At 60.3% G+C, this 12,817-nt stretch carries 8 protein-coding genes; 6 read left to right on the forward strand and 2 right to left on the reverse strand.

Going from position 1 to position 12,817, the window contains the following annotated elements; all coding sequences use genetic code 11:
- Window positions 1–108 precede the first annotated feature (108 nt).
- Window positions 109–579, reverse strand: a complete 471-nt coding sequence (locus tag K0H47_RS13270) for a DUF1289 domain-containing protein (protein WP_003209237.1) — start codon at window positions 577–579, stop codon at window positions 109–111.
- Between the two features lie 394 nt (window positions 580–973).
- Between K0H47_RS13270 and acnB the strand changes: the two genes are divergently transcribed.
- From acnB to K0H47_RS13290, 4 genes are all read left to right on the forward strand, one after another.
- Window positions 974–3,574: a bifunctional aconitate hydratase 2/2-methylisocitrate dehydratase gene (gene acnB, locus K0H47_RS13275; RefSeq protein WP_063030021.1), complete on the forward strand. Its 2,601-nt coding sequence runs from the start codon at window positions 974–976 to the stop codon at window positions 3,572–3,574.
- A 301-nt stretch (window positions 3,575–3,875) separates the two neighbouring features.
- Window positions 3,876–5,852 carry an IucA/IucC family siderophore biosynthesis protein gene (locus K0H47_RS13280; RefSeq protein ID WP_231988853.1) on the forward strand — a complete coding sequence of 659 codons (1,977 nt, stop codon included), beginning with the start codon at window positions 3,876–3,878 and terminating at the stop codon, window positions 5,850–5,852.
- Complete coding sequence (locus K0H47_RS13285) at window positions 5,842–7,053, forward strand: MFS transporter (RefSeq protein WP_093197117.1); 1,212 nt, start codon at window positions 5,842–5,844, stop codon at window positions 7,051–7,053. Before K0H47_RS13280 ends, K0H47_RS13285 begins: the two co-directional genes overlap by 11 nt.
- A gap of 11 nt (window positions 7,054–7,064) precedes the next feature.
- Complete coding sequence (locus K0H47_RS13290) at window positions 7,065–9,185, forward strand: TonB-dependent receptor (protein ID WP_063030017.1); 2,121 nt, start codon at window positions 7,065–7,067, stop codon at window positions 9,183–9,185.
- On the opposite strand, the gene K0H47_RS13295 is transcribed toward K0H47_RS13290, so the two are convergent.
- Entirely contained in the window at window positions 9,157–9,582 is a 426-nt protein-coding gene (locus tag K0H47_RS13295; protein ID WP_063030015.1) for a MerR family transcriptional regulator, read from the reverse strand. The two genes, K0H47_RS13290 and K0H47_RS13295, sit on opposite strands and share 29 nt — an antisense overlap.
- Window positions 9,583–9,651: 69 nt before the next feature.
- On the opposite strand from K0H47_RS13295, the gene K0H47_RS13300 reads away from it, so the two are divergent.
- Window positions 9,652–10,884 (forward strand): NADH:flavin oxidoreductase/NADH oxidase family protein, encoded by a 1,233-nt coding sequence (locus tag K0H47_RS13300; protein WP_219272887.1) that lies wholly within the window; start codon window positions 9,652–9,654, stop codon window positions 10,882–10,884.
- Between the two features lie 78 nt (window positions 10,885–10,962).
- The gene (poxB, locus tag K0H47_RS13305; protein ID WP_218264625.1) at window positions 10,963–12,687 is read left to right on the forward strand and encodes a ubiquinone-dependent pyruvate dehydrogenase; all 1,725 of its coding nucleotides are present in this window, start codon (window positions 10,963–10,965) and stop codon (window positions 12,685–12,687) included.
- Window positions 12,688–12,817: the final 130 nt, after the last annotated feature.

Genomic DNA, 12,817 nt, shown 5'->3' on the forward strand with positions numbered 1-12,817 from the left:
GCCCTTTGCTTACTTTGGGCTGGGCCGGCATTCCGGCTTTTCCAAAGTGAGCCGCTGTAAGAGCGGAACCATAGGCGGCCGTTACCCAAATAACGGATATGTACTCAATCACCCCCCAAACGCATCCCTGAGAAACCCCGGCGCGATATACCGCTGATAATGCGCCTCAGACAAAATAAAAAACTCCCGGTCAATGGCATCCCGCAACTCAGGCAACCCCCACTCCCTAAACTCCGGCATCAACACCATCCCGTAAGCCTCAAGATTGCTGATCACCCGAGCCCCCCGGGCAATCAACTGATACGCCCAGCAGTACTCCGACTGATGCGGCACAAACCGAATCTTGCGCTGCTCCAACTGCCCCCGCAGCATTTTCGGGTCAAACACCTCAAGCTTCCCGGCCATCACCTGCACCAACAACTGCTCCAGCCGCAGCCAGACCGCACGCTTTTCTTCCTCGTTATACCCGTTCCACTGAATCACCTCATGGTGAAACCGCTTACACCCCCGGCACACAAGATCGCCGTAAACCGTGGAGCACAGGCCTACGCAAGGGGTCTTGATGGTTTGGTTAGACATGGTCGACAACGCACAAATCAGCGAAACAGTTGCACATGTTAGCCCTTTGTCTAAGGTTGATCACCCCGCAAACTTGGCGAGGCAACTTACGTTTAGAATTTTTTTGCCGTAGAATCATCCGGCCTTGTAAGGCGCCAATAATCCGTTGGAAGCTGTTTTCAAAGCGTCACGAGCACAGTCGTTCCTAAAGAACGGTGTTGGCGATGGTTATTTACCCGGTAAATAGCCAGCGCCAACCCTCATCAGCTCCGTTCTGCAGGCGTAAAACTTTGAAAGCAGCTTCTGTGAGGATTGCCGGCAGCGCTGGCTCTACGGCCCAAAAAGCCCCTGAGCGCATGCGTGCCGTGCTTTTCTGGATGAGCGTCCCGTGGGACCACTGATGAGGGTAATAACTGTGCTTGAAGCCTACCGCAAACATATCGAAGAGCGTGCAGCCCTGGGTATCGTTCCCCAGCCGCTTAACGCCGAACAAACCGCAGGCCTGGTCGAGCTGCTGAAAAATCCTCCGGCTGGCGAAGAAGAATTCCTCGTTGACCTGATCACCAACCGCATTCCACCAGGCGTTGACGAAGCTGCCTACGTCAAGGCCGGTTTCCTGTCTGCCCTGGCCAAGGGCGAAGCCACTTCCCCTCTGATCGACAAGAAACGCGCTGTTGAACTGCTCGGCACCATGCAAGGCGGCTACAACATCGTGACCCTGGTCGAGCTGCTGGACGACGCCACCCTGGCTCCCGTCGCTGCCGCCCAACTCAAGCACACCCTGCTGATGTTCGACGCCTTCCACGACGTCGCGGAAAAAGCCAAGAACGGCAACCAGCACGCCAAAGACGTGATCCAGTCCTGGGCCGACGGCGAGTGGTTCAAGAACCGCCCGACCCTGGCCGACAAGATCAGCCTGCGCGTGTTCAAGGTGTCTGGCGAAACCAACACCGACGACCTGTCCCCTGCCCCGGACGCCTGGTCCCGTCCTGACATCCCGCTGCACGCCCTGGCCATGCTGAAAATGGCCCGTGACGGTATCGTGCCGGATGAGCAAGGCAAGACCGGCCCGATGAAGCAGATCGAAGAAATGCGCAGCCAAGGCTTCCCGATCGCCTACGTCGGTGACGTGGTCGGTACCGGTTCGTCGCGTAAATCGGCAACCAACTCGGTACTGTGGTTCTTCGGCGACGACGTGCCTTACGTGCCGAACAAGCGCGCTGGCGGCTTCTGCTTCGGCAGCAAGATCGCTCCAATCTTCTACAACACCATGGAAGATGCCGGCGCACTGCCAATCGAGTTCGACGTTACCAACATGAACATGGGCGACGTGATCGACCTGTACCCGCATGCTGGCAAAGTCACCAAGCACAACAGCGATGAAGTCCTGACCACCTTCGAAATGAAGACCCCGGTCCTGTTGGACGAAGTCCGTGCCGGCGGTCGTATCCCGCTGATCATCGGCCGCGGCCTGACCGAGAAGGCTCGCGCCGAGCTGGGTCTGCCACCTTCGACCCTGTTCAAGCTGCCGGAAGCGCCGGCTGAAAGCGACAAGGGCTACACCCTGGCGCAGAAAATGGTCGGCAAGGCCTGCGGCGTGGCTGGCGTTCGTCCAGGCACCTACTGCGAACCGAAGATGACCACCGTCGGCTCCCAGGACACCACCGGTCCTATGACCCGTGACGAACTGAAAGACCTGGCGTGCCTGGGCTTCTCCACCGATCTGGTAATGCAGTCGTTCTGCCATACCGCGGCTTATCCAAAGCCGATCGACGTGACCACCCACCACACCCTGCCTGACTTCATCATGACCCGTGGCGGTGTATCGCTGCGTCCAGGCGACGGTATCATCCACAGCTGGCTGAACCGTATGCTGCTGCCGGACACCGTCGGTACCGGTGGTGACTCCCACACCCGTTTCCCGATGGGCATTTCGTTCCCGGCCGGTTCCGGCCTGGTGGCGTTCGCCGCAGCCACCGGCGTTATGCCGCTGGACATGCCGGAATCGATCCTGGTGCGCTTCAAAGGTGAAATGCAGCCTGGCATCACCCTGCGTGACCTGGTTCACGCCATTCCTTACTACGCGATCCAGGCTGGCCTGCTGACCGTAGAGAAGAAAGGCAAGAAGAACGCCTTCTCCGGCCGCATCCTGGAAATCGAAGGCCTGGACAACCTGAGCATCGAACAGGCTTTCGAGCTGTCCGACGCCTCGGCTGAACGTTCGGCTGCCGGTTGCACCATCAAGCTGTCGAAAGAATCCATCACCGAGTACCTGAACTCCAACATCACCCTGCTGCGCTGGATGATCGGTGAAGGCTACGGCGATGCGCGTACCCTGGAACGTCGTGCCCAAGCGATGGAAGCCTGGGTTGCCAACCCTGAGCTGATGGTTGCCGATGCTGACGCCGAATACGCTGAAATCATCGAGATCGACCTGGCCGACATCAAGGAGCCTGTGCTCTGCGCGCCAAACGATCCGGACGACGCCCGTCTGCTGTCCAGCGTTGCTGGCGAGAAGATCGACGAAGTGTTCATCGGTTCGTGCATGACCAACATCGGTCACTTCCGCGCTGCCGGCAAACTGCTGGATCAGGTCAAGGGTCAGCTGCCAACCCGTCTGTGGCTGTCGCCGCCGACCAAGATGGACGCTCACCAACTGACCGAAGAAGGCTACTACGGCATCTACGGCAAGGCTGGCGCGCGCATGGAAATGCCGGGCTGCTCGCTGTGCATGGGTAACCAGGCACGTGTAGAGCCGAACTCGACCGTTGTGTCGACGTCGACCCGTAACTTCCCGAACCGTCTGGGTGACGGCGCGAATGTCTACCTGGCTTCGGCTGAGCTGGCGTCGGTGGCTTCCATCCTGGGTCGCCTGCCGACCGTCGAGGAGTACATGGAATACGCCGCGAAGATCAACACCATGGCCAGCGACGTGTATCGCTACCTGAGTTTTGACCAGATCGCCGAGTTCCGTGAAATTGCTGCAAGCGCCAACATTCCTGTGGTTCAAGCCTAAGGTTTTGTTGCTGTAAAGGAACGCCGCGTATCGCAAGGTACGCGGTGTTTTTTTATGCCTGCAGAAAATCGGGCAACCCGAGACAGCCCCAAATGGGCCGTAGGAACGGTCCTGTATTCGCGTCAGCAATATTTACACTTCGATACAGAGCATTCCGTCAGAACATTAAGCCATCCACAAACGTCAATGAATCCGCGGGATAGAGAGGTTTATTCGGACCACTGGAAGGCCCGTCGACTGTATCAAAATACAAAAACAGCGCCGCGAATAACAATGATTATCATTGGTTTCCGCATTTTAAATGGGTATCCTCCGCCTGCTTTTACTCAAGGCTGCGCAAAAGGACTCCCACTTGAAGTACGAATACAGCACAAAACCGCAATGGCTACTGACTCGCTGGAGCGAGGCACTCGGCACTCCCCTCTTCCAAGCCCATCGCATCACACTCGACTCCCTGATCAACACCTTGGCGCCAGCCGCCGAGCGCAGCTTCCAACGTTTGATTCAGGCGCTGTTCCGTGAGGGGTTACTGAACGCAAACGCCCTTGAGTACGACGACCACCACCGATGCTGGTTGACCCTCTGCAACCAAACCCGCCTGTGCTTCGACCATTTGCTCCCGGGGCGCATGAGCAGCTGGGACCTGCGTGGCAATATCACCGCACACAGCGGTGAATACCCACCTCACAAGGTCCAGTTCCCTTCGGAACTGCTGACCCTGCTCAACAACGATCTCCAGGCACCTGCCGCCCCCGAGGTGCTGCACCGCCTCAACGAAGAACTCGATGACAGCTTCACCAACGACACGCTGTGCCTGGCGTTCCATCAGCAGTGGACGCTCCAGTTGCACGAGGCCATGGACCCGGCACACAGCGACAATCTGCTGGGATGGCTCAAGGACGATCCACGCGTTGCCAACCCGACCTCGTTACTTGAGCAATGGGGCACCCTGGGCCACCCATGGCACCCCAACTACAAGACCAAGCTTGGCTTGAGCACCGACCAAGTCATCGATTTTTCACCGGAGTTCGAAGCCCGCTTTCCGGTGATCCTCTGCGCGCTGCACCGCCAGTTTGCCCATGTCGAATCACTGGCTGGCACCGCCGACTACTGGCAGTGGTGGCAAGCCCACTTTCCACAGGCGGCCCAGCAACTGACGGCTGAACTGACGCGCCAAGGCCTTGAGGCCGCAGACTACCTGCCGCTGCCTGCACACCCGTGGCAAGCCCGCCAGGAGCTGCCACAGACCTTTGCCAACGAAATCGGCGACCGGTTGTTGGTGCTGACCGACATCGTCGCATTTACCGCACATCCCACCATGTCGTTCCGCACCGTGTTGCCCGAGGGACGGCGTGATGCACCGATGGTCAAGCTGCCGGTTTCACTGCGCCTGACCAGCGTGCAACGCACCGTATCGCCACGCTCGGCGCGCATGGGCCCGCGCATCAGCCACTTGATGCAAACCATCCTGGCTCGCGAGCCGGAGGTTCAGAAGATTCTCGGCATCGTTCCCGAACGCATCGGCGTGCACTTCAAACCACAACCGGCAGACGACGAGCGCTCTCGTCACCTGGCGGTGCTGTACCGGGACAACCCGCTGAACCAACTGCAACCCGGGGAAATAGCGGTTCCGGTCGGCAGCCTGTTCGCCGTCGACCAGCACGGCCAGCCGCTGCTGCGACAGTGGGTGCATCTGGCACAGGGCAAGGACGATAGCGGCGCCATGCAAGCGTTCTTCCGTGATTACGTTGCGATTGCAGTGCCCGGCCTGCTGAATATGTACCTGCGCTACGGCGTGGCTTTCGAAGCCCACCAGCAGAACAGCTTCATGATCATGGCCGCAGACGGACAACTGAGCCGCCTGCTGTTGCGTGACTTCGGCGATATCCGTATCGACCGCAAGACGTTGCATGCGCAGGGCCTGGACATCGAATTGCATGACCCGAAGATGACGCTGTATGACGACGCAGGCTTCGTGCGCGACAAACTCCTGCACACGGTTTTCATGTGTCACCTGGGCGAGCTGGTGCTGCTCGGTGCCCGCGAATTCGACGTCCCCCAGGCGCTGCTGTGGGGTGAACTGGCTTCACAGGTCAGCCAATGCTTCGACGACCTGCGCGGCCAGGTCGAACCGCAGCGCTGGGCCACGGAACGCCAGGCCTTGCTGGAACAGGACTGGCCGGCCAAATCGTTCATGCGCATGCGCTTGCTGGAGAGCCATGCCGATATCGTCGGGCGCCTGTGCAACCCGCTGAGCGTTCAAGTCGATGGCAACTAACAGCGCAGCCCTGCGGTTGCTGGTCTGCATTCAACTGGTGTCCATGGGCGCCATGGAAATGAGCGGCCCTTTCTGGCCCTTGCAGATCCAGAAACTGCTTGGCATCGCCAACGCCCAGTACACCGGCCTGCTGTCTTCACTGGTGTACGCCGGGCCGATGATGGCGGCGATGGTGCTGACCCCCGCCTGGGGGCGCCTGGGTGATCGAACCGGCCACAAGCCCATGATCATTCGGGCGTTGCTGGCGCTGGCAGTGTGTCAGGCCCTGGCCGCAATCACCTTCGATCCATGGCTATTGGTGGGCATCAGGGTGGCGCAAGGGGCGCTCGCCGGGTTTATTGCAGCGGCCCAAGCCTACGCTCTGGCCTGCTGTGGTGACGGGGGGCGCGGGCAAATTCTTGCCCGCCTGCAATCGGCGACGGCCGTTGGCTCACTGGCCGGCCCAGTGCTGGGTGGCTGGCTGATGGATGTCTCGGGGTTCGCGTTGCTGTGCTACAGCGCCACCGTCATTTGCCTGTTGTGCGCGGCGATCAGTGTGTTTTTACCCAGCGATACGCAGCGCGTAACACACAAGCAAAAACCGGCACATACCCAGCTACCCAAAGGTTGGCTGGGAGCGATGCTCGGCGTCATCGTGCTGATTCAAGCGGCCAAAATGATGCCGCAGCCGTTCTATGCCTTATACGTGGCAGACATCCTGCACGCGCCCGCCTGGCTGATCGGCGCCAGTTATGCCGCCAGCGCCGCCACGCTCGCACTGTCCGCGCCGCTTTGGGGTCGGTTATTCGACCGCCATCAACCGGCGCACACCCTGCGTGTCATTGAATGGGTTGCCTGGGCCTGCGCACTGACCCTGGCTTTTACCGCGGTCGCCAGTGAATGGATGGGCTTTATTGCCAGCCGCTTGCTCTGGGGCGTATGGCAAGGCGCGCTACTGCCCGTCGCTTACACCTTGATCGCCAACACGGTCGCGTCCAGCCAACAAGGCTTCGCGCTGGGCCTGGGCAACAGCGCCGCCAAAGCTGGCGCGTTGTGCGGAGCCCTGATCGGTGGCATCGGCATGGGCCTCATTGGGTTGGCACACAGCTTCTGGCTCGTCGCCCTCACGTACGCGTTGGCTGCACTGGGTATTCGCGCCATTCGGTCTTTCTCAAAAATGCCAGAAACGACTGTTTCCACAACCAACACTTCTCAACACTAAAAAAGAAAAAAATGAAAAAAATCCAACTTTCTATCCTGTTGCCCTTTATCGGCTCGTTGAGCACCCCGGCGTGGGCTGATCAAACCGAAACGGCGCCCACCACGCCCAATGCCATGCAGTTACAGGAAGTGGTGGTGTCCGCCACCCGTACAGAGGCCAGTATCGCCTCGATTCCCGGCTCTGTGCAGGTGATCAGCCAAGAGCAGATCACCCAGCAAACCGGTGCGGGACGACGCGTCTCTGACATCCTCGGCCAACTGGTTCCGGGTATTTCCCCCTCCACCGGAGGCATGAGTAACTTCGGCCAGACTCTGCGCGGGCGAAACACCCTCGTGCTGATCGACGGGGTTTCCCAGAACTCGACGCGAGACAACTTCCGCCAGCTCAACAGCATCGCCCCGGAAAGCATCGAGCGCATCGAAGTGATTTCCGGCGCCAGCAGTGTGTACGGAGCGGGCGCATCCGGCGGCATCATCAACATCATCACCAAGCGCAACAACGGTGAGGAGTTGGCATTCAGCAGCAAGATTGGCCTGACTTCCGGCAACAACCTCAACAAGAAAGGTTTTGCCTACGACGTGTTCCAGAGCGCCACCGGGCGCAAGGACGCGCTGGACTGGTACGTATCGGCCAACGGCGTACAGCGCAACGATCAATTTGACGGTAACGGCCACCGCATCCCCCAGGACACGTCCCAGGGCAGCAACATGGACACCGACACCTATGACCTGCAAGGTCGCTTCGGCTACGAGCTGGACGCTGACAAGAAAATCAGCCTGTCGCTGCAGGACTACAAAGACCAACAAGATACCCACTACACCAAGAACCCACGCATCACCAGCGAAGCCGTCGCGGTAAAAGGCCTGGACCTGGATGACCAACCGTTCACTCACAACCAGGCCGTCAACCTCAACTACACCGACAAGGATTTCTACGGCCAGGGCTTGCAGGTCGAAAGCTATTGGCGGCGCGCCGACGCCTTGTTCTTTCCGGACCTGTCACGGGGCAGAGCCGGGATTTCCGACAACAATAGCGTGCAGGATGTGTACGGCCTGCGGGCAGCCATCGAAAGCGCCATGCCGGACATCGGCCCGGCCACCGGCACGCTGGTCTGGGGCGCCGATTACAATCACGAAACCTCAACCCAGCGCGGTGACCAATACCGGGTCAATGGGCTGAGCTACACCAAGACCGGTACGACCTTTGAAATGGGGCCGGACATCACGACCACCAACAAGGCCATCTTCGGTCAACTGTCCTACGACATTGGCGATTGGACACTGCGTGGCGGCGTGCGCCGCGAATGGATCGACAGCGAGATTTCCGACAGCATCGCCTACGGGGAAATCGTCCAGACAGGCAATCGGGCGACCCTCCCCGGCGGCACCCTGAAATACAACGACACCCTGTACAACCTCGGCGCGGTGTACCACTTGAGCGAAAATCAGGACGTGTTCGCCAACTTCAGCCAAGGCTTTTCCCTGCCGGATATCCAGCGTTTCCTGCGTGACGTCAACAGCACCTTTGACATCCAGAAACTCAATGCCCAGGCACTCAAGGTCAACAGCTATGAGTTGGGATGGCGTGGCAACTGGGACAAGTGGCAGGCCAGCGTCACGGCGTACGAGAACACTTCGGACGTCACCCAGTTCTATGACGCCAACGACCGCGTACTGCGCTTGATCAACCAGAAAGAACGCGTGCGCGGCGCGGAAACAACGCTGACCTATAACGTGACGGATCAATGGTCGGTGGGCGGCACTTACGCGTACGCCAAGGGCGAGACCAACCAGAACGGCAAATGGATCGACCTGCCTGCCACGCGTATTTCACCGGCCAAGACAACTGCCTTCGTGGGTTACGACCGTGGCGACTACAACCTGCGCCTGCAAGGCATGCGACTGGCCAACTATGACGCCGCGTTCGACGATAACAACGGTCGCGATATCAAGGGCTACACGTTGTTCGACCTGCTAGGTTCGGTAGCGTTGCCGGTGGGTCGCCTGGAGGGCGGGGTCTACAACCTGACCAACCGCAACTACCAGAACATGTTTGCCCAGGCCAACGCCCGCGCGCCCTACCCGAATGCTGAAGGCCGTACGTTCAGCCTGAGTTATGCCGTCGACTGGTAATAACCTCTGCACGCGGGAGCGAGCTCCCGCTGATCAAGCAAGGCTCGCCTTCCGGGTGGGCCTTGACCGTCGCGATCACCGCCCGCAACTCAGCCTTGCTTTGCTCCAGGCGCGCCTGTATCACCTCGATTTCCTCGATCTTTCGCTCAAGCCCGAAGACAATCTCTGCCCGCCTGGCCTCGCTAGGCGAGGCATCCGGCATCAGCTGTTTCAGCTCCTGCAAACTGAAACCTGCGCGCTGAGCGCCTTGGATCAACTGCAACGCCTGCAGGGTTTGGGGCGCATAACGGCGATAGCCATTGGCTTGCCGTTCAACCTGGATAAGACCCTCAGCCTCGTAAAAGCGAATTTTTGAGGCCGACAGGCCGCTGAGTTTTGCCAACTCGCCGATATTCATGCTTTACCCGCTTGACCTTAAAGTGACCTTTAAGCTTAGCCTGAGCGCTCCCATTGTGAGGAGTCAAGCATGTCGCCCTTTGAAGCGTTGCAATTGCCCAACGGCCAGCTCATCAGTAACCGCATCGCCAAGGCGGCGATGGAAGAGAACATGGCGGATGCACACCAGGCGCCTTCCGAGGCTTTGATGCGCCTGTATCAAGCCTGGGCAGACGGCGAACCCGGCCTGATCCTGACCGGCAACGTGATGATCGACCGCCACGCCATGACCGGCCCCGGCGGCGTGGTGCTGGAAGACGAACGTCACCTGGACAAGTTTCGCCAATGGGCCACGATTGGCCGGGCCAAGGGCGCGCAGTTCTGGGTACAGCTCAACCACCCGGGCCGACAGACCATGGCCAACCTCGGCCAGCCAGCACTGGCACCTTCTGCGGTGGCCCTCGATCTCGGCGGCTTTTCGAAGATGTTCGCCCAACCCAAGGCGATGACCGAGGACGATATACAGGACGTCATCTCGCGCTTCGCCACCAGCGCGCGTCTTGCCGAAAAAGCCGGTTTCAGCGGCGCGCAGATCCATGCCGCCCACGGCTACCTGCTCAGCCAGTTTCTCTCGCCCTTGTGCAACCAGCGCACGGACCGCTGGGGCGGTAGCGTGGAAAACCGTGCGCGGCTGCTGCTGGAGGTGGTCAAGGCCGTGCGCGCCGCCGTGAGCCCGGACTTCTGCGTGGCGGTAAAACTCAACTCCGCCGACTTCCAGCGTGGCGGGTTTGACGCCGCCGACGCCCGCGCCGTGGTCGAGCTGCTCAACCCCCTGGCCATCGACCTGCTGGAGTTGTCCGGCGGCAGCTACGAAGCCCCGGCCATGCAAGGCGAGGCTCGCGACGGACGCACTTTGGCCCGCGAAGCCTATTTCATCGAGATGGCCAGCGACCTGGCGAAAGTCGCCAGCATGCCGGTGATGGTCACCGGCGGTATCCGCCGTTTGCCAATCGTCCAGCAAGTTCTGGACAGCGGCATCGCCATGGCCGGAATCGCCACCGCCCTGACCCTGGAGCCGCACCTGATCAAGCAGTGGCGCGCTGGCCGCGATCTCAACCCGCAACTGCCGCCGATCCGCTGGAAGCGCAAACCCCTGGCCAGCCTGGCGAACATGGCAGTGGTGCGCTATCAGCTTCGCCGCCTGAGCCGTGGCCGCCAGCCGAACCCCGGGGTGGCGCCGCTGCTGGCATTGATAAAAGACCAACTGTTTATCGCCCGTCGCACCCGCCAATATCGAGCCGCGATGACCAATTCTTCACATTGAGCGGGGAGCATTCAGCGCTATGGAACTGTCCTCTACTGATCAGCAGCTTTTTACCCTCACTGACGATTGGAGTTCTTCATGGCGAAAATCACCCTGGCCCAGCAACTGGCGACCACCCTTGAACAGGCGGGCATCAAGCGCATCTGGGGCCTGACCGGCGACAGCCTCAACGGCCTGACCGACTCCCTGCGCACCATGGACAGCATCGAGTGGATGCACGTGCGCCACGAAGAAGTGGCCGCGTTCGCCGCCGGTGCCGAAGCTGCCGCCACCGGCGAATTGACCGTATGCGCCGGCAGCTGCGGCCCCGGCAACCTGCACTTGATCAATGGCCTGTTCGACTGCCATCGCAACCATGTGCCGGTGCTGGCCATCGCCGCACAGATCCCCTCCTCCGAGATCGGCCTGAACTACTTTCAGGAAACCCATCCCCAGGAACTGTTCAAGGAGTGCAGTCACTTCATCGAGCTGGTAACCAACCCCGAACAAATGCCCCACGTGCTGCATCGCGCCATGCGCTCGGCGATCCTCAACCGCGGCGTGGCGGTGGTGGTGATTCCGGGCGACGTGTCGCTGCTGGAAGTGGAAGACAAATTCAAACCATGGCCGGCCCTGCTGGCGCCGCGCACCCTGCCGGCAGAACAGGACCTGCAACGTCTCACTGAGATCCTCGAACACAGCGGCAAAGTCACCCTGCTGTGCGGCAGTGGCTGTGCCGGCGCCCACGATGAGGTGGTAGCCCTGGCCGACGCCCTCGGTGCACCGGTGGTTCACGCCCTGCGCGGCAAAGAGCATGTGGAGTGGGATAACCCGTTCGACGTCGGCATGACCGGCCTGATCGGCTTCAGCTCCGGTTACCACGCCATGCTCAACTGCGACACGCTGATCATGCTCGGCACCGACTTCCCGTACCGCCAGTTCTACCCGACTGACGCGAAGATCATCCAGGTCGACCGCAACCCGCAGGCATTGGGCCGACGTGCCACCCTGGACTTGGGGATTGCTGCCGACGTCAGCGAAACGATTCAAGCGCTGTTGCCGCGCCTGACCCGCAAGACGGATCGCAGCTTCCTCGAAACCTCACTCAAGCATTATGAGAAAGCGCGCCAAGGCCTGGATGACCTGGCGGAACCGTCAAAGGCTGGCCGGCCGATTCATCCGCAATACGTCGCGCGCCTGCTCAGTGAGCTGGCGGATGACGATGCGATCTTCACCGCCGACGTGGGTTCGCCTACGGTGTGGGCAGCGCGCTACCTGAAGATGAACGGCAAGCGCCGGTTGATCGGCTCGTTCAACCACGGCTCGATGGCCAACGCCATGCCCCAGGCCATCGGCGCACAAGCCGCGTTTCCCGGGCGCCAGGTGATTTCGATGTCTGGCGACGGTGGCTTTACCATGCTGATGGGGGACTTCATCAGTCTGGCGCAGTTGAACCTGCCGGTGAAACTGGTGGTGTTCAACAACTCATCCCTGGGCTTCGTCGCCATGGAGATGAAAGCTGCGGGCTATCTGGACACCGGCACCGAGCTGAAGAATCCGGACTTTGCCGCCATGTCCAACGCCATGGGCATCCTCGGCATTCGGGTAGAGCAGTCCGAAGACCTCGAGCCAGCCCTGCGCCGCGCCCTGGCCCACGACGGCCCGGTGCTGGTGGATGTGGTCACCGCCACCCAGGAACTGGTGATGCCGCCCAGCATCAAGCTGGAACAGGCCAAGGGCTTCAGCCTGTACATGCTCAAGGCGGTGATGAGCGGGCGCGGTGATGAGGTGATCGAGTTGGCGAAAACCAACTGGCTGCGTTAATAGCGCCGTAGTGGCCGACCATGCGGCCTGACCGCAGATAAAAAAGACCCCGCTTAAATAGCGTAATGCTGTTCACTTAAGCGGAGCAGCCTTACGGTCTACTGGAAATCGGGTTTTTGAGATCTTCACC

Source organism: Pseudomonas sp. Xaverov 83, from assembly GCF_019352905.1.
GTDB lineage: Bacteria > Pseudomonadota > Gammaproteobacteria > Pseudomonadales > Pseudomonadaceae > Aquipseudomonas > Aquipseudomonas yamanorum.

Bases quoted from the DNA above. Each gene is read 5' to 3' on its own strand.
- K0H47_RS13270 (WP_003209237.1), bottom strand. From the start codon at position 579: ATGTCTAACCAAACCATCAAGACCCCTTGCGTAGGCCTGTGCTCCACG.
- K0H47_RS13280 (WP_231988853.1), top strand. From the start codon at position 3,876: ATGGGTATCCTCCGCCTGCTTTTACTCAAGGCTGCGCAAAAGGACTCC.
- K0H47_RS13285 (WP_093197117.1), top strand. From the start codon at position 5,842: ATGGCAACTAACAGCGCAGCCCTGCGGTTGCTGGTCTGCATTCAACTG.
- K0H47_RS13290 (WP_063030017.1), top strand. From the start codon at position 7,065: ATGAAAAAAATCCAACTTTCTATCCTGTTGCCCTTTATCGGCTCGTTG.
- K0H47_RS13295 (WP_063030015.1), bottom strand. From the start codon at position 9,582: ATGAATATCGGCGAGTTGGCAAAACTCAGCGGCCTGTCGGCCTCAAAA.
- K0H47_RS13300 (WP_219272887.1), top strand. From the start codon at position 9,652: ATGTCGCCCTTTGAAGCGTTGCAATTGCCCAACGGCCAGCTCATCAGT.
- poxB (WP_218264625.1), top strand. From the start codon at position 10,963: ATGGCGAAAATCACCCTGGCCCAGCAACTGGCGACCACCCTTGAACAG.